Annotated in this window: 26 protein-coding genes; 17 read left to right on the top strand and 9 right to left on the bottom strand. The window is 27.5% G+C overall.

The annotated features are described in order from the left end of the window. Positions 1–79 precede the first annotated feature (79 nt). From PHEL85_RS11320 to PHEL85_RS11270, 11 genes are all read left to right on the top strand, one after another. A complete protein-coding gene (locus tag PHEL85_RS11320; protein ID WP_036825087.1) occupies positions 80–487 on the top strand; it encodes a hypothetical protein in 408 nt (135 codons plus the stop codon). 4 nt (positions 488–491) lie between these two features. Continuing rightward, positions 492–878, top strand: a complete 387-nt coding sequence (locus PHEL85_RS11315) for a DUF302 domain-containing protein (protein ID WP_036826271.1) — start codon at positions 492–494, stop codon at positions 876–878. Positions 879–1,008: 130 nt separating this feature from the next. Continuing rightward, positions 1,009–1,620, top strand: coding sequence for a WG repeat-containing protein (locus tag PHEL85_RS11310; protein WP_036825085.1), 612 nt, complete (start codon positions 1,009–1,011; stop codon positions 1,618–1,620). Positions 1,621–1,676: 56 nt separating this feature from the next. Continuing rightward, a complete protein-coding gene (locus PHEL85_RS11305) occupies positions 1,677–2,756 on the top strand; it encodes an efflux RND transporter periplasmic adaptor subunit (protein ID WP_036825084.1) in 1,080 nt (359 codons plus the stop codon). Beyond that, positions 2,756–4,018, top strand: a complete 1,263-nt coding sequence (locus PHEL85_RS11300) for an ABC transporter permease (RefSeq protein WP_036825083.1) — start codon at positions 2,756–2,758, stop codon at positions 4,016–4,018. Before PHEL85_RS11305 ends, PHEL85_RS11300 begins: the two co-directional genes overlap by 1 nt. A gap of 1 nt (position 4,019) precedes the next feature. Beyond that, on the top strand, positions 4,020–4,694 hold the full coding sequence (locus tag PHEL85_RS11295) for an ABC transporter ATP-binding protein (protein ID WP_036825081.1): 675 nt from the start codon (positions 4,020–4,022) through the stop codon (positions 4,692–4,694). Positions 4,695–4,777: 83 nt separating this feature from the next. Then, complete coding sequence (locus tag PHEL85_RS11290) at positions 4,778–5,662, top strand: DnaJ C-terminal domain-containing protein (protein WP_036825079.1); 885 nt, start codon at positions 4,778–4,780, stop codon at positions 5,660–5,662. Positions 5,663–5,664: 2 nt separating this feature from the next. Continuing rightward, positions 5,665–5,958 (top strand): chaperone modulator CbpM, encoded by a 294-nt coding sequence (locus PHEL85_RS11285; RefSeq protein WP_036825078.1) that lies wholly within the window; start codon positions 5,665–5,667, stop codon positions 5,956–5,958. After that, positions 5,948–6,547 (top strand): CDP-alcohol phosphatidyltransferase family protein, encoded by a 600-nt coding sequence (locus PHEL85_RS11280; RefSeq protein ID WP_235318268.1) that lies wholly within the window; start codon positions 5,948–5,950, stop codon positions 6,545–6,547. Before PHEL85_RS11285 ends, PHEL85_RS11280 begins: the two co-directional genes overlap by 11 nt. Positions 6,548–6,553: 6 nt before the next feature. Next, the gene (locus PHEL85_RS11275; RefSeq protein ID WP_036825077.1) at positions 6,554–7,771 is read left to right on the top strand and encodes a metallophosphoesterase; all 1,218 of its coding nucleotides are present in this window, start codon (positions 6,554–6,556) and stop codon (positions 7,769–7,771) included. 82 nt (positions 7,772–7,853) lie between these two features. Then, positions 7,854–8,309 (top strand): pyridoxamine 5'-phosphate oxidase family protein, encoded by a 456-nt coding sequence (locus tag PHEL85_RS11270; RefSeq protein WP_036825075.1) that lies wholly within the window; start codon positions 7,854–7,856, stop codon positions 8,307–8,309. A 6-nt stretch (positions 8,310–8,315) separates the two neighbouring features. Here the strand turns inward: PHEL85_RS11270 and PHEL85_RS11265 are convergent, their stop codons facing one another. Then, entirely contained in the window at positions 8,316–8,819 is a 504-nt protein-coding gene (locus PHEL85_RS11265) for a hypothetical protein (RefSeq protein ID WP_036825073.1), read from the bottom strand. Between the two features lie 126 nt (positions 8,820–8,945). Here PHEL85_RS11265 and PHEL85_RS11260 point away from each other — a divergent pair, with 126 nt between their 5' ends. Continuing rightward, positions 8,946–9,869, top strand: a complete 924-nt coding sequence (locus PHEL85_RS11260) for a L,D-transpeptidase (RefSeq protein WP_052108549.1) — start codon at positions 8,946–8,948, stop codon at positions 9,867–9,869. 3 nt (positions 9,870–9,872) lie between these two features. Here PHEL85_RS11260 and PHEL85_RS11255 read toward each other — a convergent pair whose 3' ends face one another. Together PHEL85_RS11255 and PHEL85_RS11250 are read right to left on the bottom strand one after the other, a co-directional pair. After that, positions 9,873–10,883, bottom strand: a complete 1,011-nt coding sequence (locus PHEL85_RS11255) for a 2-hydroxyacid dehydrogenase (RefSeq protein WP_036825072.1) — start codon at positions 10,881–10,883, stop codon at positions 9,873–9,875. 196 nt (positions 10,884–11,079) lie between these two features. Further along, entirely contained in the window at positions 11,080–11,415 is a 336-nt protein-coding gene (locus tag PHEL85_RS11250) for a single-stranded DNA-binding protein (RefSeq protein ID WP_036825070.1), read from the bottom strand. A 192-nt stretch (positions 11,416–11,607) separates the two neighbouring features. On the opposite strand from PHEL85_RS11250, the gene PHEL85_RS11245 reads away from it, so the two are divergent. Both PHEL85_RS11245 and PHEL85_RS11240 read left to right on the top strand, forming a co-directional pair. Next, a complete protein-coding gene (locus PHEL85_RS11245; protein ID WP_036825069.1) occupies positions 11,608–12,156 on the top strand; it encodes an HNH endonuclease in 549 nt (182 codons plus the stop codon). A 12-nt stretch (positions 12,157–12,168) separates the two neighbouring features. Then, positions 12,169–12,522 (top strand): hypothetical protein, encoded by a 354-nt coding sequence (locus PHEL85_RS11240; RefSeq protein WP_036825067.1) that lies wholly within the window; start codon positions 12,169–12,171, stop codon positions 12,520–12,522. Positions 12,523–12,572: 50 nt separating this feature from the next. Here the strand turns inward: PHEL85_RS11240 and PHEL85_RS11235 are convergent, their stop codons facing one another. Beyond that, entirely contained in the window at positions 12,573–13,043 is a 471-nt protein-coding gene (locus tag PHEL85_RS11235; protein ID WP_036825065.1) for a CBS domain-containing protein, read from the bottom strand. A 107-nt stretch (positions 13,044–13,150) separates the two neighbouring features. Between PHEL85_RS11235 and PHEL85_RS11230 the strand changes: the two genes are divergently transcribed. Next, positions 13,151–15,448 (top strand): M28 family peptidase, encoded by a 2,298-nt coding sequence (locus PHEL85_RS11230; protein ID WP_036825063.1) that lies wholly within the window; start codon positions 13,151–13,153, stop codon positions 15,446–15,448. 244 nt (positions 15,449–15,692) lie between these two features. Here the strand turns inward: PHEL85_RS11230 and pyk are convergent, their stop codons facing one another. The 5 genes from pyk to PHEL85_RS11205 all read right to left on the bottom strand — a co-directional run bounded on the left by pyk (position 15,693) and on the right by PHEL85_RS11205 (position 19,929). Further along, the gene (gene pyk, locus PHEL85_RS11225) at positions 15,693–17,120 is read right to left on the bottom strand and encodes a pyruvate kinase (protein ID WP_036825062.1); all 1,428 of its coding nucleotides are present in this window, start codon (positions 17,118–17,120) and stop codon (positions 15,693–15,695) included. A 2-nt stretch (positions 17,121–17,122) separates the two neighbouring features. Next, on the bottom strand, positions 17,123–17,572 hold the full coding sequence (locus tag PHEL85_RS11220) for an IPExxxVDY family protein (protein WP_235318267.1): 450 nt from the start codon (positions 17,570–17,572) through the stop codon (positions 17,123–17,125). A 115-nt stretch (positions 17,573–17,687) separates the two neighbouring features. Further along, positions 17,688–18,425 (bottom strand): ribonuclease III, encoded by a 738-nt coding sequence (rnc, locus tag PHEL85_RS11215; protein ID WP_036825059.1) that lies wholly within the window; start codon positions 18,423–18,425, stop codon positions 17,688–17,690. 6 nt (positions 18,426–18,431) lie between these two features. Next, positions 18,432–19,685: a beta-ketoacyl-ACP synthase II gene (gene fabF, locus PHEL85_RS11210; protein WP_036825057.1), complete on the bottom strand. Its 1,254-nt coding sequence runs from the start codon at positions 19,683–19,685 to the stop codon at positions 18,432–18,434. A gap of 7 nt (positions 19,686–19,692) precedes the next feature. Further along, the gene (locus PHEL85_RS11205; protein WP_004569249.1) at positions 19,693–19,929 is read right to left on the bottom strand and encodes an acyl carrier protein; all 237 of its coding nucleotides are present in this window, start codon (positions 19,927–19,929) and stop codon (positions 19,693–19,695) included. A gap of 172 nt (positions 19,930–20,101) precedes the next feature. Between PHEL85_RS11205 and PHEL85_RS11200 the strand changes: the two genes are divergently transcribed. Together PHEL85_RS11200 and PHEL85_RS11195 are read left to right on the top strand one after the other, a co-directional pair. After that, positions 20,102–20,674 (top strand): phosphoribosylglycinamide formyltransferase, encoded by a 573-nt coding sequence (locus PHEL85_RS11200; RefSeq protein WP_036825055.1) that lies wholly within the window; start codon positions 20,102–20,104, stop codon positions 20,672–20,674. Beyond that, positions 20,667–21,302, top strand: a complete 636-nt coding sequence (locus tag PHEL85_RS11195; protein WP_036825054.1) for a viroplasmin family protein — start codon at positions 20,667–20,669, stop codon at positions 21,300–21,302. Before PHEL85_RS11200 ends, PHEL85_RS11195 begins: the two co-directional genes overlap by 8 nt. The last annotated feature ends 248 nt before the right edge of the window (positions 21,303–21,550 follow it).

Raw genomic sequence — 21,550 nt, 5'->3', positions numbered from 1 at the left:
TTCTGTTTAAAAATGACTTATGTCATAATTTTATAAAATGTAATAATCTAACTTTACTCATATTCATAAATTATTGATTATGAAACCATCACAAAATACAATTATTTCTTTTTATGAAAATCTAGGTAAATTATTTTACGCAATAGCAGCTGCAGACAATGTTGTGGAAGAAGTTGAGTTTGATGTTTTAAAAAAAATTGTAAAAAATAAGTGGACAAAAGTTGATCCTGTTGATGATGATTTTCATTCTGATGCAGCATATCAAATAGAAACTGTTTTTGATTGGTTAAATAACGAAGGTTTTTCTAATTCTGAAACTTGTTATAATGAGTTTCTCGATTTTAAAAAAGAGCATCCTTCTTTATTTACAAAAGATATTAATAGTCTTATTATTAAAACGGCAGGTAAAATAGCTGCGTCGGTATCTAATATAAACAAATCGGAATTAATGTTGGTTGCAAAACTTAGTATTGAACTTAAAAAATAGAGTAATGAGTTATTATCATAATAAAATTATATCTGGAAATTTTGAAGATGTTATTAAAAAAGTAACAGAATTATTAAAAGAACAGGGTTTTGGTGTTTTAACTGAAATTGACATACAACAAACATTAAAGAAAAAGCTTGATGTCAATTTTAAAAAATATAAAATATTAGGTGCTTGTAATCCTGCTTTTGCTTACAAAGCTTTGCAAGCAGAAGATAAAATAGGAACCATGTTACCTTGCAATATTATTGTTCAAGAGATTGATACTAATAAAATTGAAATTGCAGCAATAAATCCATTAGTTTCAATGCAATCTGTTAAAAATAATCAATTAGAAAATATAGCTCAAGAAGTAAGTGAAAAATTAAAAAGTGTTATTAAAAATTTATAAAAACTAAATTTTAAAGTAGCTAAAATGTGTAAAAAAGAATGTTTTCTTTTTTACCTCAACATGATGAATGTCATTTTATTAGGTATTAAATTATAGTACTTTTAGGAATATATCTTAAAATATTTTAGTCATGAAAAAAGCATTCATATTATTTATTTTAATTCCTTTTTTAGGGTTTTCTCAAATCACAGATAAACTTGATTTTATTTCGCCTTTTAATGAAGGATATTCTGCAGTAAAAAAAGGAGATCAATGGGCATTTATAAATCAAGAAGGAGATATTGTTATTGATTTTAGAGATGATTTAGTAGTTACAGAAATAGACGATAAAAAATATCCTATTTTTATAAATGAACGATGTTTAATATCAGAAAAAAAAGAAGGAATATCTTATTTTGGTTTTATTGATACAAAAGGAAGAACGGTAATTAAACCTCAGTATTTAAATGCAACAAACTTTAATAATAAGTTTGCAATTGTTATTGAGCTTTACAGAGAAGTTTTAGGTGAAAATCATATATTAGATAAACATGTAGTTCGATATGAATCTACAGAAGTTTTAATTAATAAATTTGGTGTAATTATATACAATTTAACAGAGCCAGAAGGTCTTGCACTTTCCATAAATTATATAACCAAACCTCCAAAAATAAAAAGTAAAATTATTGCTGAAAACTTATTTTATACTTTAGATGAAAACAATAAACTGATGATAAAAAAAATAGAAGGTATAAACTATTAATACACTTCATTGTTTTTATTACTTGCTAAACTAGGGTATTAAAATTCTTATATGAAATGAAAAGATTTTATCTAATACTTGCTAGTTTTATTTGTTTATCTTGTTCTAATAATAAAGAAAAAATAACATCAGAATATAGAAGTATAACTGAGTCTGTTTATACTTCTGTAATTATACAACCAGATAGTTTATACCAAGTTTATGCTTCTGTAGCAGGAATTCTAGAAAAAAACTTCGTAGAAGAAGATCAACTAATTAAAAAAGGAGCTACTATTCTTCAAGTAGTAAATAACACCCCTCAATTAAACACAAAAAACGCAAAATTATCTTTAGAGTTAGCAAAAGAAAATTTTAATGGAAATGCTGCTGTTTTAAATGGTATTAAAGATGAAATTATAGCTGCTAAAATTAAATTTAGTAATGATTCTATCAACTTTGTAAGACAAAAAAATCTATGGAACCAAAAAATAGGGTCTAAGGTTGATTTTGATACCAAAAAATTAAACTATGAATTATCATCAAATAATTTACAACTACTAAAAAACACTTATTTTAGAACAGAAAGTCAGCTTTTAACTGCTGTAAAACAAGCAGAAAATAATTATAAATCTTCCTTAATAAACACAAAAGATTTTACCGTAAAAAGTAAAATTAATGGAAAAGTATATGCTCTTTTTAAAGAACCAGGAGAAATAGTATCTATCATAGAACCTTTAGCTGCAATAGGTAGTGCAAGTAATTTTATTTTAGAAATGTTAGTTGATGAAGTAGATATTGTAAAAATAAGCAAAGACCAAGAAGTAATTATTAGTTTAGATGCATATAAAGGAAATATTTTTACAGGGAAAGTATCTAAAATTTATCCTTTAAAAGACACCAGAAATCAAACTTTTAAGGTTGAAGCTTTATTTAACAAAGCTCCTAAAAAATTATATCCAGGGCTTTCTGGCGAAGCAAATATTATCATTTCTAAAAAAGATGCAGTACTTACAATTCCTAAAGATTATCTAATTGATTCTGATAAAGTAAAAACAGATAATGGTATTGTAAAAATTACAACAGGTTTACAAAACATGGAATTTGTAGAAGTAATTTCTGGAATTTCAAAAAACACAACAATTTATAAACCAGAATAATGGTTAATTGGAAAGTTCTTTTAAACATTGCAAAAAAGCATTTGCTAACAAAATTTAAGCAAACTGCTGTTGCTGCTTTAGGCGTTACTTTTGGTATTACATCTTATATTACTTTGGCTAGTTTTATGACCGGTTTAAACAATGTGTTAGATGATTTAATTTTAAATCAAACGCCTCATATTCATATCTATAATGAAATTGAACCCTCTAAACAACAACCAATTTCTTTGTATGATGATTTTAAAAATAGCTTTAATGTTGTACATTCTATTAAGCCAAAATTAAATCAAAAAAAAATACATAATGCATTGCCAATTATTAAGTATTTAAATGATAATAAAGATGTAAAAGGAGCAATTTCGCAAATAAAAACAAATATTTTTTACATTTCTGGGTCTATAGAACTTGTTGGGAATTTAACAGGAATAAATCCGATAGAAGAAGCACGGCTTTTTAATTTTAAAGATTATGTAATAGAAGGTTCTCCAAAAGATTTAAAAAACACAGAAAATAGTATCATAATTGGCTCTGGAGTTGCAAAAAAAATGTCTTTGTCAATAGGAGAAAGAGTTCAAATAAGTACTGTAAATGGAACTGTTTTTCCACTTAAAATTGTTGGTATTTATCAAAGTGGAGTTTCTGATATTGATGCTATTCAAAGCTTTACTAATATTAAAACAGTTCAAACTATTTTAGGAGAAGCTAAAAACTATATTACAGATATAAATGTAAAATTATATGACATTGATAGAGCCTTACCATTGGCAAAAAAAATTGAACAACAATTTAATTTAAATGCAGTTGATATTAATACTGCAAATGCACAATTTGAAACAGGTAGTTCTATAAGAAACTTAATAACGTATGTAGTTTCTTTCACTTTATTAGTTGTAGCTGGTTTTGGAATTTATAACATTTTGAACATGTTAATTTATGAAAAAATGAATGACATTGCTATTTTAAAAGCAATCGGTTTTTCGGGCAAAGATGTACAAATAATTTTTATGAGTGAAGCATTGATTATCGGAATTGTTGGTGGTGTTTTGGGTTTACTTTTTGGGTTGCTTTTTACAAATATTATTAATACGATTCCGTATGAAACAGAAGGATTACCAAGAATAAAAACATATCCAATAGATTTTAACCTGTGGTATTATGTAATAGGTTTAACTTTTGCAATCATTTCTACTTGTTTTGCTGGTTTTTTACCTTCTCAAAAAGCAAAAAAAATAGATCCAGTAAAAATAATAAGAGGTCAATAAAATGAATACTGTATTAGAAGCAAAACATATTAATAAATATTTTAAAAAGCCAGTACTTTTTCATGTACTAAAGGATATTAATTTTAAAATTGATAAAGGAGAATTTACTTCAATTATGGGGAAATCTGGTTGTGGGAAATCTACTTTATTATATATTTTATCTACTATGGATACAGATTATGAAGGTGAATTATATTTAGATAACAAATTAATTACAGGCGATAGTAAAGATAAATTATCATATATCAGAAATAAAAATATTGGTTTTGTTTTTCAATTTCATTATTTGTTGGCAGAGTTTTCTGTGCTAGAAAATGTAATGCTGCCTGCTAAAAAATTAGGAGAAAAATCTTTTCAAGAAATAGAACATAATGCAATGCATAAATTAAAAATATTAAATATCGATTATTTGGCTAAAAAGAAAGCTTCACAAATTTCTGGAGGAGAAAAACAAAGAGTTGCTATTGCTAGAGCTTTGATAAATAATCCATCAATAATTATGGGAGATGAACCTACAGGTAATTTAGATAGCCATAATTCTGATAATGTTTTTAACATTTTTAAACAATTAAGTCACGAGCAAAATTTATCTTTTCTTATTGTAACTCACGATGAAGATTTTGCAAAAAGAACAGATAGAATTATTACCATGGAAGATGGCAGAATTATTAGCTGAAATTATTTAATGAACTGACAATTCTCATTTTATTTTCAATTTAATTCTAGTAATTTTATTTATGCTCTTAAAATCAAACGATAATGGCGTCTCTAGATTATTACAAAATATTAGGAATTACTAAAAAAGCTTCTGAAGCTGATATTAAAAAAGCGTATAGAAAACTAGCGCGAAAACATCACCCAGATCTAAACCCAAACGATAAAATTGCCGAAAAAAAATTTAAAGAAATTAATGAAGCAAATGAAGTTTTAAGTAATCCAGAAAATCGTAAGAAATACGATAAATATGGAGAACATTGGCAAAATGCTGAAGCTTACGAACAAGAAAAACAAAGACAACAACAATACCAAAGAAGTTCTCAAAGTTCTTCTGGCGGATATTCTCAAGAAGATTTTGCTGATATTTTTGGTGACATGTTTGGTGGCGCTTCTGCAGGTAGAAGAACTAGTGCAAAGTTTAGGGGTCAAGATTACAATTCTGAATTACATTTAAACTTAAGAGATGTTTATAAAACTCAAAAACAAGTTATTACTGTTAATGGTAAAAACATCAGAATTACAATTCCTGCAGGTGTAGAAAACGGACAAAATATTAAAATAAAAGGTCATGGAGGAAAAGGTGTTAATAATGGGCCAAATGGAGATTTATACATTCAGTTTTCTATAAAAAACAATACAAAATTTAAAAGAGATCATAATAATTTACACTTAAATGTAGATTTAGATTTATACACTGCTTTATTAGGTGGAGATTTAATGGTAGATACTTTTGATGGAAAAGTAAAGTTGACAATTAAACCAGAAACAGAAAATGGAACCAAAGTAAAATTAAAAGGTAAAGGATTTCCTATTTATAAAAAAGAAGGGCAATTTGGAGATTTGTATATAACTTATCAACTTAAAATACCAACCAAATTAACAGAAAAAGAAAAAGAATTAATTAAAGAATTACAAAAACAACGCTAAATATGGAAACTCAAAATTTAATATCTATACAGCAATTTTGTGAGCATTATAGCATTCCTACAGCTTTTATTAATGAATTAAAAGAGTATGAATTGGTAGAAGTTATTGTTGCAGAAAATAACGATTATCTTAAAATTACTCAAATAACAGAAGTTGAAAAAATGATTCGTTTGCACTATGATTTAAATATAAATTTAGAAGGTGTAGATGTAATTTACAACTTATTAAATGAAGTTGATTCTTTAAAAAAAGAAATTACTCATTTACAAAACAAACTAAAATTTTATGAAAACTAAGAAAATTCTAACTTTCAAAAATTATAATGTTGCAGATTGGTTTTCTTTTTACAGAGTGATTGCTGCCCCTTTTTTACTGCTTTTAATTTGGTTTGATGTTCAGTTAGTTTTTACCTGGTTTTTATTAATAAGTTATTTAACAGATGCAATTGATGGTTATTTAGCTAGAAAATTAAAAATTACAAGTGCCAGAGGTTCTCAATTAGATTCTATAGGAGATCAAATAACTTTAATTATTGGACTTATTGGTTTGTTTTATTTTGAAAATGAATTTATTAAAACAAACTTTACTATTATTTTAATTGCATTTACTCCTTATATTTTTCAAATGTTAATTGCCTTTTATAAATACGGTAAAGCAACTGCATTTCATACATATTTGGCAAAAACTTCTGCTTTAATGCAAAGTGTATTTATACTTTGGTCATTATTTTTTAACCCAGAATATTCATTGTTTTATATAATGATAGTTATTGGGATTTTAGAAACTATAGAAGAAGTTTCTTTAATTTTTATGTATAAAAATTGGGTTTCTGATGTAAAAAGTATCTTTTGGGCCCTTAAAGATAAACGTAGAAATTTAAATTAATTTCTCATGAAAAGCTACTCATTATTTACCATTTTACTTTTATGTTTAGCCATTTTAATAGTAGATATTTTAGCTTTTTATTGGCTACAATCCATTACAGAACTCATAACATCAAAAGGTTTAAAAACTTTAATAAACATTATTTTTTGGGTATTTACAGTTGGTTTAATTAGCTTAATAATAACTTTAAAAATTACTTTAGATGATATAAACCCAAAAAGAAAACACATTTTAGTTTCTTCTTTATATGGATTAACAATTTCTTCTTTTGTTCCAAAAATTATATTTGTAATTGTAATTTCAATACTGTTTTTTTCAAACTATGTGTTTACTGAAAAAGCATCCTTAATTGTAGTTCCATTAATTGGTTTATTTTCTGGATTTCTACCATTTTTTGTAATAATGTATGGTGTTTTTATAAGTTTATATCGATTTAAAATACACCATATTACCATTAAGCATCAAAATTTACCTAGCTCTTTTTCTGGGTTAAAAATCATTCAAATTTCTGATATTCATATAGGGAGTTTTAATTATAAATATCACATTTTAGATAAAGCTATTAAAATGATAAATGATTCTGAACCCGATTTTATTTTTTTTACTGGTGATTTGGTTAATAATTTTGCTTGGGAATTAATTGGATGGGAAAAGGTTTTTAAAAAACTAGAAGCTAAACAAGGTAAATATGCCATTTTAGGAAATCACGATTATGGAGATTATAGTAATTGGAATTCTCCTAAAGAAAAGCAAGATAATTTCGAAAAAATAAAGCAATTTTATAAAAATGTTGATTTTAATCTCATGTTAAATCAATCTGAAATCATAGAATTTAATCAACAAAAAATTGCACTAATTGGTATAGAAAATTGGGGAAAACCTCCGTTTAAACAATATGGAAACCTGCAAAAAGCAATACAAAATGTTACAGAAATTCCTTTTAAAATATTGTTATCTCATGATCCTTCACATTGGAGAGAAGAAGTCTTACAAAAATCAAATATTGCCTTAACACTTTCTGGTCATACTCATGGAATGCAAGCTGGTTTTCAATATAAAGAAATGAAATGGAGTCCTATTAAATATAAATACAAAGATTGGGCGGGTTTATACAAAGAAAACAACCAGTATTTGTATGTAAATCGTGGTTTAGGTTGGCATGGTTTTCCTGGTAGATTAGGAATGCGACCAGAAATAACATTAATTGATCTGAGAAGAAAATAAACTTCATCAAACTGACTAATATCATGTTTATTTTATCTTTTTTAAAATAGCTTAGCTTCTACAACTATAAAGAAAAAGCGTTATGATAACTGATTTAAAAGAAAAAGAGTGCAGAAACCTTTTAGCTGACAATTATATTGGCCAACTTGGTTATATATATAACGGAAGGCCTTTTATTGTGCCTATTACTTATTTTTTTGATAACAAAAACATTTTAGTTGTTGGTTATTCTACTGAAGGCCACAAAACAATAGCAATGCGAAAAAACAATAACGTTTCTGTTCAGGTCTCTGAAATAAAAGATGTTAATCGTTGGGGTTCTGTTTTAGCACATGGGCTTTTTGAAGAAATTACTGGTAGTGATGCAAAAAGATATTTACACGAATTTACAGAAGGAATTAAAAACCTTATTATAAAGAAAGAAGAAAAACATTTAAATTTTATTGGAGACTTTTCTAGTAAAACACATACAAATAAACTGCCTATTGTTTATAAAATAAACATTAGTGAAATAACCGGTAAAAGAAGAGAGCAATAAAAATATTTAAATTTCTTTATGCTGAAAACCTAACTTACTTCTGTAAGAAGGAACTTCCCACTTTATCATTTCTTTTAAAAACTCATCTACTTTTTCAACAATAAGTTTTTCTGTGATTTCAGTTGGATTATAAACACCAAGATCTATACTTGTATTTTCTATTTGTAATTGATCTACAAAAGGGAACAGCACCAATACATAAACATCACCACTATAAGATTGCGAAAAAACTAATGCTCCTCCTTGTATAAATTGATATGTAGGTATTTTATTGGTACAGTCAATAAGATCAGAAGGAAAAGAATCAAAAATTATATTGACTGCTTCGTTATTATAAATCCAATTAAGCTCTTGTACTTTCCATCCAATATTAAAATGTTTAGCAGCTTTTTTAAGAGTTCTAATTATCAGTTTTTTAGTACTACTTTCCCATTGAGTCTTTTTATCAACAACTGTTTTTATTGATTCTTTATAATCATTAACTCGCTCTTCTAAATGTTCTATTTTCATAAGAATACATTTTAGTTCCTTATGTAAAAGAAGTTAAAATTATATGAAATCGAAATGATATTTATCATTTCAATTCTACTTTACAAAACCTAACTTAGCATAAAGGTGCTTATAATTCTTAGAAAAATGAAAAATAAAATAAACCTTTTTGTAATTATTTTTTTATTAGCTAGTTTTAATAATAGCTATTCAAACACTTTTGTGCCTATTCAAATAAAAAACATTATAATTAAAAATATTTCCTCTAAAAAAATAAAGGTTGATAAAAATATTACTGTAGAAAATTACTTTCAATTTTTAGATTCTATTGTTATAAAATACGATTCTATTACATCATATAAATTAACAGAACATCTTTTGGTAAGAGCAAATCCCTGGATAATTAACACGCTTAAAAACACTGATTATTATTTAATGAAAGAAAAAGATTCTTTTATATACAATCAGAAAAAAATGATTGTTTTAAAAAAAGGAGATCAGTTAATTTTACCTAATTATAAATTAGCTAAGAAGCTTCTCAATTTATTTGAAAACACTAAAATAGATGTCAATATTCCTGAATTTAAACTTCGAATTTTCGAAAATTCTAAAGAGCTTTATAATTTTTCCGTTAGAGTTGGAAGAAATGAAAAAAAATACCTAAAAATGGCAGGAAGAGTTTTAGATTTAAAAACAAAAACAGGAGAAGGAACAATTGTAAGGCACGAACGTTTTCCAGATTTTTATAACCCTGCTAATGGACATCAATATTTTGTAACAAACAGAGATGATGAAAAGGTTACAAAATTACCTCAAATTCCTTTTATAGAAACAGAAATAAATGGATTACGTTATGGTCAATTAATTCATCCAACAACTAACCCAAAAACACTTGGCAAAGCCTATTCTAATGGTTGTATTGGCACTAAAGAATCAGATATCTGGGTCATTTATTATTACGCACCAATAAATACCAAAATATCCATTCGATATGATTTAAATATTAAAGATGCTGTTAGTGGAAAAAATGTTTTTTTAAAAGATATTTATGGTTATAGTAAGAAGAAATGATGATTATTTTTTCTTACTAATAATCTTTGTCAATTCATTTTTAGTTTCTATTCCTTCAGTCCAACAATCTAAATTATAAATTGTAGTTTCTGCAATATTTGTTAAAGCTTCATCAGTTAAAAAAGCCTGATGCCCAGTAATTAATACATTTGGCATGGCGTTTAGTTTAATTAGCATTTCATCTGTAATAATATCAAGAGAATGATTACTAAAAAAGATTTCTTTTTCATTTTCATACACATCTATACCTAAAGCACTAATAATTCCACTTCTTAGTCCATTAATTATATCTTCTGTGTTTAATATTGCTCCTCTTGCTGTATTTATGATAACAACTCCAGGTTTCATTAGTTTAATTAGATTTTTATCTATTAAATGATGTGTTTCACTATTTAAGGGCACGTGAAGTGAAATAATATCTGAATTTTCACATAAATCTTCTATAGATTGATATTGCATTCCATATTTTTTAGTCAATTCTTTATTTTCTAAAATATCATACCCTAATAATTCGCACCCAAAACCATGCATTATTTTAGTCATAACAGAACCTATTTTACCTGTACCTATTATACCTACTTTTTTATCATTTAAGTCAAAACCTATAAGATTATTTAAATCAAAATTGAAAGATTTTACTCTTTTGTTAGCTTCTATTAACTTTCTATTTAAAGTTAACAATAAACTCACAGCATGCTCAGCTATTGAATATGGTGAAAATGCTGGTACATTTGCCACTTTTATTTCAAGTGTATTTGCAGTGTTTAAATTTACATTATCATGCCCAACAGATCTTAAAGTAATAAATTCTACTCCAAAATCTTTTAATTTTTCAATTACAATTGGGGAAGCATCATCTTTTGAAAAAATTGAAATAGCTTTATAACCTATAGCTTTTATTGCAGATTCTGATGTTAACGAATCTTCCAAAAAAGTTAATTTATGTTTTTTAGAATTTGCTTTTTTTATAAAAGAAATTTCAAAATCTTTTGCACTGTAAACAAGCGTTTTCATGTTTTAGCTATTTATTAGATGCAACAATACCTTCTTTTTTAAATTACATTTAATCTCTGTCTCTAAAATTATTAAAATTAAAAACTTAAACCTATGACATTAATCAGTTAAAACCTTTTAAATCAGGTAATTTAACTTAAAAATAAAACCCACTCTTTATAAGTGGGTTTCATCTTTCTCAAAGCAATTTAATTTACTACTTATTACCTAGCATCAACAATTCATTACAAACAACTTCTGTTACGTATCTTTTTTCTCCTTCTTTTGTTTCATAGCTTCTAGAAGTTAGTTTCCCTTCAATGGCAACTTCGTTTCCTTTTTCTAAATATCTTTCTATAATTTCTGCTGTTTTATTCCACGCAATAACATTGTGCCATTGTGTATCTGTTACTTTTTCTCCTTGCGCATTTTTGTAACTTTCATTGGTAGCAATCGAAAATTTTGCTAGTTTTTTACCACTATCTAAAGTGATAATTTCTGGGTTGTTTCCTAAGTTTCCAATTAACTGTACTTTGTTTCTTAACGTATTCATAAGATAAGGTTTTAAGCATTATTTATTTAAATGCTAGTTTATAATTTGTTTTTGTCAATTCTTTTTGACTCTGCAAAGTTGCGACATCATTGCAATTTTATTCGGTTAACAAGCAATTACTTTCGGTTGTAATTATTTGTAGTCGTTTGTAAACGGATTTTTGTATATTGCCAAAATGAAAACCTTATAGACATGAAATCGTACAGAAATGAACAATGGAAGCTATTTGAAAAAGAAAATTATAATGTTGAAAAAGAAAAAATTTACATTTCTAATTATGGAAGAGTAAAAAAAGAAATTTCAGAAGATGAATATAAACTAGTCAAAATTGGGCAAATTAATAATTTTGAAACCTTTTCCTATCCTAAATTAGATAGTAAAAGAAGGAATAGTGCTTATGTTCATAGAGTTGTTGCTTTGTTATTTTTGAATAAAGAAGAAGGTCAGAAATTTGTAATACACATCAACCATAATTTAAAAGATAATTATTACAAAAATTTAAAATGGGTAAATCAAAAAGAGTTAACAGCTCATCAAATAACAAACCCAAAAAGAATTGCAAAATTTGGTATTAAACCAGGTGCAAAATTAACGGAAGCAAAAGTTAGAGTAATAAAGAAAAAGTTATTAGATCCTAATAGAAGAACTAGGTTAAGAATAATTGCAAGTCAGTTTGGTATTACAACAACACAATTAGATAGAATAAAATCTGGAGAAAATTGGGGAGAAATAGAAGTGTAAAAAAATGTTGCTATGGAAAGCCGAAAATGCTTAGAGTGTGATGAAGTTGTAAAAGGTAGAATTGATAAAAAATTCTGTTCTGATTATTGCAGAAATGCATACAATAATCGTGTAAATAAAGACAGTAAAAACCTCATCAGAAATATTAATAATCGTCTTAGAAAAAATTATAAAATTTTATCAGCATTAAATATTACAGGTAAAACAAAAGTTACCAGAACCAAATTGTATGATAAAGGTTTCGATTTTCAGTTTTTTACATCCATCTATAAAACAAAAACTGGTAATACTTATTTTTATATTTATGATGAAGGTTATTTACCTTTAGAAAATGAAACTTTTCTGCTGATAAAAAGGGAGTCATAAAAAAAAGGATAGCAAAAACTATCCTTTATATTTTTTAAAATTGGTATACATTAACTATTCCAAGTATTTCCTTTTACACTAATTGCAGCTTTTAAAACATCTTTCTGACTTAATTGCCCTATTAATTTTCCGTTTTCTACAACTGGAAATCTTCTTCTGTGCGAACTAATAAATTTAAAAGCAGCATCAAAAATATTCATGTCTTTATCAATTGTATCAACATCTGTAACCATATATTTACCTACAGTATTGTTTATATCAGAAGGCATATTATAATATTTACTTTCAGAAATATGTTTAATACAATCTGTTTCAGAAATAATACCTATTAAATCATTTTTATCATTTACTACAGGTCCACCAGAAATTTTATACGTAATTAATTGATTAATTACATGGTCTAATGAATCATCAGCTTTAAAAGTTATCAATTTTTTTGTCATATAATCAGACACTAAAATTTGAGACTCTTCTTTTCCTTGACTGGTGTCTCTTTTTCCTTGAAAGCTTTTAATACCCATAATAATTTAGTTTTTAGTTTGATTTAAATTTAACCTTTTTTCTGTTTTATCCAACATTTACGCTAAGTTTTTTTTATTTCTTACATTTATAAAAATTAATTTTTCACATGAAAGCTTTTTCATCTCTTGTTTCTGTACTTATAATTATTGGTGTTGTCTATTGGAGTTTTTCTGATTTAAAACCCACTTTTTCACCAGAAAAAATCAGTTCAAAAAACGAATTCTCTATTAATAATGCTTTATTTCATCTAAAAAAAATTAGTAAAAAAGCACATTATACAGGTTCTAAAAATCATAAAGAAGTTCAAAATTACATTGTAAATGAACTCCAGAAAATGGGGTTGGAAACAGAAATTCAGACCCAAACAGCTATTAATAAAAAATGGTTTGCAGCAACAACAACAGAAAATATTTTAGCCAGAATTAAAGGTTCGGAAAATGGAAAAGCATTACTATTATTAACGCATTACGATTCTAACCCACACTCTTCTTTAGGTGCAAGTGATGCTGGTTCTGGAGTTGTAACTATTTTAGAAGGAATTAGAGTTTTCTTAGAAAAAAATAAACAGCCAAAAAATGATATTATTATCTTAATTTCTGATGCAGAAGAGTTAGGTTTATTAGGCGCTCAAGCTTTTGTTGATGAACATTCTTGGACAAAAGATATTGGTTTGGTTTTAAATTTTGAAGCTCGTGGAAGTGGTGGCCCAAGTTATATGTTAATGGAAACCAATGGAAAAAACAGCAAGTTATTGTCAGAATTTCTAAAAGCCAAACCAAATTATCCTGCAACAAATTCTTTAATGTATAGCATTTACAAAAAATTGCCAAATGATACAGATTTAACCGTTTTTAGAGAAAATGCAGATATTAATGGATTCAATTTTGCTTTTATTGGTGATCATTTCGATTATCATACAGCACAAGATTCTTATGAGCGTTTAGACAGAGAAACACTTTTACATCAAGTAGATTATTTTACAACAACCGTAAATTATTTTGCAAATTCAGATTTAGAAAATTTAAATTCAGATGAAGATTTTGTCTATGTTAACTTTCCTTTTGTAAAATTAGCTACCTATCCGTTTTCTTGGGTTAAACCAATGTTAATTATTGCAATTGTAGTGTTTTTAACTTTACTTTCCTTCGGAATTAAGAAAAGAAAACTTTCATTAAAAGGAATTTTAAAAGGTTTTGGAATGTTTATAGTGGCTATTCTTTTATGTGGAGGAATTTCTTTTGGTTTGTGGAAATTATTATTGGTAATTCATCCTGCATATAAAGACATTTTACACGGTTTTACTTACAATGGATATCAATACATACTTGCATTTGTCTTTTTGAATTTATGGGTCTTATTTAAAGTTTATAAATACATTTCTAAACACGAAAAAACTACAGATTTAATAATTGCTCCAATACTTATTTGGCTTGTTATTAATTTCTTTATTAATGCATCTTTAAAAGGCGCTGGCTTTTTTATTATTCCTGTGTTTTCTGCATTGATAATTTTAGCGATTGCCATTTTTATGGATTTGGAAGAAAAATCGAAACGAATTTTGTTTACAATTATATCAATTCCTACCATTTATATTTTTGCGCCATTAATTAAAATGTTTCCTGTTGGTTTAGGTTTAAAAATATTATTTGTTAGTGGTATTTTAATTGCATTGGTTTTTGGATTGATGATTTTTACTTTTCATCAAAAGAAAACTTTTTGGATGCAAAAAACGGTTGGTTTGTTTGCTATTATTTTCTTTGGAATTGCAACTTACAATAGTGGATTTTCTGTTGATCATAAAAAACCAAATAGTATTGTATACATTCAGAATTCTGATGATAAAACTGCCTATTTTGGAACCTACAATGCTACTTTAGACGATTATACAAAACAAATTTTTGATAAAAATGCTGCCAAAGGAAGTATTGTAAATGCAGAAACTAAAAGCAAGTACAATACGCGTTTTAACTATCATAAAAAAACTGAGTTCAGAAATATAATTTCATCTAATATTGAAACAGATTTAGATACTATTATTGGAAATAAACGTTTTATAGAGTTTACCATTACTCCAGAAAAAAAGGTAAATAAATTAGAATTTATTACAAAGAAAGAATTGAAATTACATCAGTTTAAAGTAAATGATGTTTTGGTAAATGAAGGTAAAAGCTATAACGTAAAAAGTGGTACTTTTTTAGTGTATCATTTAGGAAACCAAGACAAAGAAGTTACACTTTCTTTTAGTATTTTAAATGAAACTGAATTAGATGTTATTTTAAATGAAATCTCTTACGATTTATTAGAAAATCCAAACTTTTCTATAACTCCTAGAACTGAAGAAATGATGCCAATGCCATTTGTTACTAATGATGCCATTATTATTTCTAAAAAACTGAAGTTATAAAGCACTTTAAAATATTGCTTCGTTTTTATCAATAAAAATTAGCTAATAAATAAGTTTAGCCCTGATTGAAATGGCATCCTTTTTATGTCAGTTCGAGTAAATTTATGAAGAATGAATAAATTTGTATCGAGAACAAATAAAAAGATATAATGGAAAGCAGGAAGTGGCTTCTAAAAAAATTAAAACAAAAAAAGCATTCTGAAAAAATCAGAATGCTTTTTAAAATATTATTTAAAACTAATAATTAGTCTATTTCAGAAACTCTTGATGTATTAACCATTCCTTGCGCTTCTGCTGGCATAGATGTAAGGTTAATCATAAAATCTCCTTGTTGTACATATCCTTTTTCTTTAGATAATTTATTGATATCTACAACTGTTTCATCTGTTGTTAAATTTGCGTCATAATAAAAAGCTTTTACACCCCAAAGTAAGTTTAGTTTTCCTAAAATTCTTCTTTCTGATGAAAATACTAATATTTTAGCTTGTGGTCTCCAAGCAGATATTTGAAAAGCAGTATAACCACTTCTAGTAAGTGTAGAAATTGCTGCTGCATCTATATCATTTGCCATTAAAGCTGCATGGTGACAAACTGATTTTGTGATAAACCTGTTCGTTCTAATATGTGGCGCTTCATGTGGTACTTTAATCATTCTAGAATTTTCGACAGCTTTAATAATTTCTGCCATTTTTTGAATAACTCTAACTGGGTGTTTACCTACAGATGTTTCTCCAGAAAGCATTACTGCATCTGCACCATCCATAATTGAGTTTGCAACATCATTTACTTCTGCTCTTGTTGGAACAGAATTATCAATCATTGTTTCCATCATTTGTGTTGCAATAATTACAGGAATTCTTGCTCTCTTTGCGCGTCTTACTAATTTTTTCTGAATTAATGGAACATCTTGCATTGGAATTTCTACTCCTAAATCTCCACGTGCAACCATTAATCCATCACAATAAGGAATTAATGCATCCATATTTGCAACTGCTTCTGGTTTTTCTATTTTAGCAATTACAGGAACTCTGTATTCTGAATGTTCGTCAATTAAATCTCTTAACATTCTTAAATCTTCTGGTGTTCTTACAAAAGAAAGTGCAATCCAATCTACTTCTAAACCTAAAGCAAAAATGGCATCTTTTTTATCCTTCTCTGTTAATGCAGGTAAAGAAATAGCTGTATTTGGTAAGTTTACACCTTTTTTAGAATTTAAAGGACCTCCAACAATTGTCTTAACAACTACTGATTTATCCATATCTGTAGAAACTACTTCAAAAAGTAATTTACCATCATCAACCATAATATTTTCACCAACTTTTACGTCTTTAGGAAAACGTTGGTATGTCATAAATGCTCTTTCCTTATTACCTACACATTGTTCTGTTGTAAAAGTAAATAAGTCACCATCATTTAAAACTACATTATCTTCCATTACTCCAACACGAAGTTTAGGACCTTGTAAATCTGCTAAAATGGCAACATTATAACCGTTTTCTTCATTAATTTCTCTAATGGTTTTTACGGTCTTTTTAACATTATCGTAATCAGCATGAGAAAAGTTAATACGAAATACATTTACTCCTTCTGTGGCTAATTTCGTTAAAGTTTCTTTACTGTCTGTTGCTGGTCCTAGGGTTGCAACTATTTTGGTTTTTTTGTAATCTTTCATTTTTAAAATATTAAAAAGTCTTTAGACTTTAGGGTGTTTTTATCAATTGAATATGCGGTTATTACATTGTCAATTTCTTTAATTTTATTTATCATTTTCATTACAAACTCATATTCTGATTCTCCACAAATTTTTAGAAAAAAATCTACTTTTTTCTTTTCCGGAATTAAATATGTCTTTGTTTCTGATGTTAATAACAATTCATTAGAAACTGTTTGATTTTCTCTTCTGTAGCTATTTGCTATTAAAAACCAATCAAAATCGTACTCTTTATTTTCATAGTTATAAATAGAAAAAGAAGCTTTCTTTTTTTCTCTTACAAACTCTAAATCTTCTTTTGCTTTATAAAACCGAGTGTTCAGGTTTTTGTTTAATAAGTAGGCAAGTTTATAGTCTTCTAATGTAGAATGGATTCCTATTAAAGAATATTCTTCTTCGCAAAATTCGTCCATTTCTAAAGCGTACACCTGCATAAATTACAACTAATATTAGTTTTTATGAGAGAGCTAAATTACTAATTGTTTATGAGTTTTACGGTTAATTTTAACGAAAACGTTATCGTGTGTGTTAAGTTAAATCAATTTGATTTTGGAAAGTATAATAAACTCTTTTAGAAGCCTGTTCTTCTGCTTTTTTCTTTGAAGTTGCTCTGCCCTTAGCTATTAGTTCTCCATCGATACTAATTTTTACACTAAAGTGCTTAATAGACTCGTTTCCAGAATCCTCATAAGTATCAAAAGAATATTTTTTCTTTTGTTTTTGACACCATTCTATAATAAGCCCTTTATAACTAGTAATTTTACCTTCTAGCTTCTCTATATCTACATAAGGCACAATTACATTTTCGTAAATAAACTTATGACAAGCATTGTAACCTCTATCTAAATAAATAGCGCCAACTAATGCTTCAAAAATATTACCATGAATATTATCTCCAACATTTGCTTGGTCTATATTACTTTTAACAAAACGTATTAAATTTAAATCTTTACCCAATTCATTTAAATGCTCTCTACTTACAACTTTAGAACGCATTTGTGTTAGATAACCTTCATTACCTGTAGGTACTTTTTTATACAAATAAGCAGCAATTACAGAACCTAAAATAGAGTCTCCTAAAAACTCTAATCGTTCGTAATTAATGGGAATTCCTTTACTATCTAACATTTGCACAGATCTATGTGTAAATGCTTTTTTGTATTTGTTTATTTTTCGAGGTGAAAAATTGAGAAGTTTTTTTAATTCATAATATAATTCTGTGTCCTCTTCATTGTGAGGCTTAACTATTTTACGAATAAAATTCATAGAGTATTATTCTTCTAACTTTCTAAATGCAACACAAGCATTATGCCCTCCAAAACCAAAAGTATTACTCATAGCAACCTTTATCTCTCGATTTTGAGCTTTATTTAAAGTTAAGTTTAACTCTGGATTAATATTTTCATCTACATTAACATGATTAATTGTTGGTGGAACAATACTGTATTTCATTGCTAAAATTGCAGCAATAGATTCTATAGCTCCAGCAGCACCTAACAAGTGACCTGTCATAGATTTTGTAGAATTAATATTAATGTTTTTAGCATGATCGCCAAAAACATTAGAAATTGCTTTTAATTCTGCAACATCTCCTAAAGGTGTAGAAGTACCATGAGTATTAATATGGTCTACATCTTCTGGATTAATTCCTGCATTTTCTAAGCAATTTTTCATTACAGCAATAACACCAATTCCCTCAGGATGTGGTGCAGTCATATGATGTGCATCAGAAGACATTCCTCCTCCAATAACCTCAGCATAAATTGTTGCTCCTCTAGCTTTAGCATGTTCATATTCTTCTAGAACAATAGCACCTGCTCCTTCACCTAATACAAAACCATCTCTTGTAGCATCAAAAGGTCTCGAAGCTGTTTCTGGGCTTTCATTTCTTGTTGACAAGGCATGCATAGCATTAAAACCACCAACACCAGAAATTACAACTGCAGCTTCAGAGCCACCAGTTACAATTACATCACAAGTACCTAAACGAATATAATTTAAAGCATCTATCATAGCGTTAGCAGATGATGCACATGCAGAAACTGTAGTATAATTTGGCCCCATAAATCCATTTTTAATAGAAATATTTCCTGGAGCAATGTCTGCAATCATTTTTGGGATAAAGAATGGATTAAATCTTGGTGTGCCATCTCCAGCTCCAAAATTAATAGCTTCGTTTTGAAAAGTTTCTAAACCTCCAATTCCTGCTCCCCAAATTACACCTACACGTAATTTGTTTAATTTTTCTAGATCGAATTTTGCATCTGCAATTGCTTCATCTGAAGCAACCATTGCATACTGCGTAAATGGATCCATTTTTCTAGCGTCCTTTCTGTTAATAAAGTCCGTTACTTCAAAGTTTTTTAATTCACATGCAAAACGAGTTTTGAACTTGTCAGCATCAAAACGTGTGATAGGTGCAGCACCGCTAACTCCGTTAACTAATGCATTCCAATATTCTTCAATATTATTACCAATTGGCGTTAATGCGCCAAGTCCAGTGACTACAACTCGTTTTAATTGCATATAAATATTACTTTTTTGCTTCTTCTATATAACTTACTGCTTGACCAACTGTTCCGATGTTTTCAGCTTGATCATCTGGTATTTGAATATCGAATTCTTTTTCGAACTCCATAATTAATTCAACAGTATCCAAAGAATCTGCTCCTAAATCGTTTGTGAAGCTCGCTTCTGTTGTTACTTCGTTATCGTCTACTCCTAATTTGTCTACGATAATAGCTTTTACTCTTGATGCAATGTCTGACATAATTTTTTTGTTTTTTAAAATTTTAATCGGGGCAAAAATACGAATCTTTATAATTATATCTAATTTTTGTCCTAAAAATGATTATTAAAAGTAAAGAAAAAAAATAATCTTACTTTAAAAATAATCAAATTGTTAATAATTATTCTTTTTTTTGTAGCTTAGAAATGTAGTTATGAAGCGTATTGTTGTTTTTGCTTCTGGTTCTGGAACGAACGCAGAAAACATTATAAGGTTTTTTAATCATACTAAAACCGCTAAGGTTACTCAAGTATTGTGTAACAATGAACATGCCAAAGTTTTTGAAAGATGTAAAAGACTAAATACTAGGTGCTTACATTTTAATAAAAATGATTTTACTGCTTCAGAAAAGGTGCTTAACATCTTAAAAGAGGAGGCAGATTATATTGTTTTAGCTGGTTTTTTATGGAAAATTCCACAAAATATTATTGATGCTTTTCCTAATAAAATTATTAACATTCACCCTGCTTTATTGCCAAAATATGGTGGAAAAGGAATGTATGGAATGAATGTTCATAATGCAGTAAAAGAAAATAAAGAAACAGAAACGGGTATAACTATTCATTATGTAAATGCTAATTATGATGAAGGAACCATCATTTTTCAAGCAAAAACTGCTCTTTTAGAAGATGATACTCCAGAAATTATTGCAGAAAAGATCCATATTTTAGAGCAACGTTACTTTCCAAGAATAATTGAAGATGTAATTTTAGAAGTGAATGAGTAAAAAAAAGTTTTATGTTGTTTGGAACGGCCGCAAAAAAGGAGTTTTTACTTCTTGGAAAGTCTGTAAAGCACAGATTGATGGTTTTGAAGGTGCACAATATAAATCTTTTGCCAATCTAGATGAAGCTGAAATTGCTTCTAAAGGAAAATACGACGACTACAAAGGTAAAAACACCAAAAAACCTACTTTATCATTCAAAGAAAAAGAAAAAATTGGAAGACCTAATTTAGAAAGTATTTCTGTGGATGCTGCTTGTTCTGGAAACCCAGGAAAAATGGAATACAGAGGTGTTTTAACTCATAATAAAAAACAACTTTTTATAAAAGGTCCTTTTGAAAAAGGAACTAATAATATTGGTGAATTTTTGGCTTTAGTTCATGGAATTGCTTTATTAAAAAGCAAAAACAAAGAAGATATTCCTATTTATTCTGATTCTAAGATTGCTATGAGTTGGGTAAAAAAGAAACAATGCAAAACAAACTTGCATTTTGATGCTTCTAACAAAGACTTATTAGAGTTGATAAAAAGAGCAGAAAAATGGCTGAAAGAGAATACTTACAAAAACCCAATTCTAAAATGGGAAACCAAAGCTTGGGGAGAAATTCCTGCAGATTTTGGGAGGAAATAAGTAAGCAAAATTAAAATTGACTGCTTAAGCATTCAACAAAAGACATATGATTTTGACAAAATAATTGTTTTACATCAAAACTTAGGATAATTATTTTGTTTAAATTTTCATTTAACAAATCATATGACTTTGTGACAATCCTTTCTTAATAATCTTTACAGGAAAGATTTTTTTTCATAGCAATTTCCCCCGCAGTTCAAAAATCGGAAAGATTTTAAAGACAACCTAAAAACTCTTTCCTCTTTTTA

The organism is Polaribacter sp. Hel1_85, from assembly GCF_000766795.1.
Taxonomy (GTDB): domain Bacteria; phylum Bacteroidota; class Bacteroidia; order Flavobacteriales; family Flavobacteriaceae; genus Polaribacter.
The sequence above is the reverse complement of the archived record's forward strand: the minus strand, read 5'-3'. Positions and strand labels throughout refer to the sequence as shown.